Source organism: Microbacterium sp. GbtcB4 (genome assembly GCF_019091465.1).
Classification (GTDB): domain Bacteria; phylum Actinomycetota; class Actinomycetes; order Actinomycetales; family Microbacteriaceae; genus Microbacterium; species Microbacterium paraoxydans.
In genome coordinates, this window is record NZ_JAGXJJ010000346.1 from 1 (window position 1) to 248 (window position 248).

At 73.8% G+C, this 248-nt stretch carries 1 protein-coding gene; it reads right to left on the bottom strand.

The window, feature by feature from the left end; translation table 11 throughout:
- On the bottom strand, window positions 1-180 hold a 180-nt coding region (locus tag KVS71_RS18115; protein WP_217585228.1), incomplete at its 3' end, for a hypothetical protein.
- Window positions 181-248: the final 68 nt, after the last annotated feature.

Sequence of the window (248 nt, forward strand, 5' to 3'; positions counted from 1 at the left end):
GGCGAGGGGGCTCCGCAGGACGAGATCGGGAGCGCCGAGACTGCAGACGACACGGAGACCGCGGCGGAACAGCACACCCCCGCGGATGACCGTGGGGTCGAGCACCACGACGACGAACACCGCGACTGAGCCCTCGCACAGCAGAACGCTCTCCCCGTCCTCCGGGAGGGCGGTCTGCATCCGGGATCCGGCCGGACGGGGTCGGAAGTCCGGGCGCCGGCTGCCCTTCGGCACCGGGGTCGGGGCCG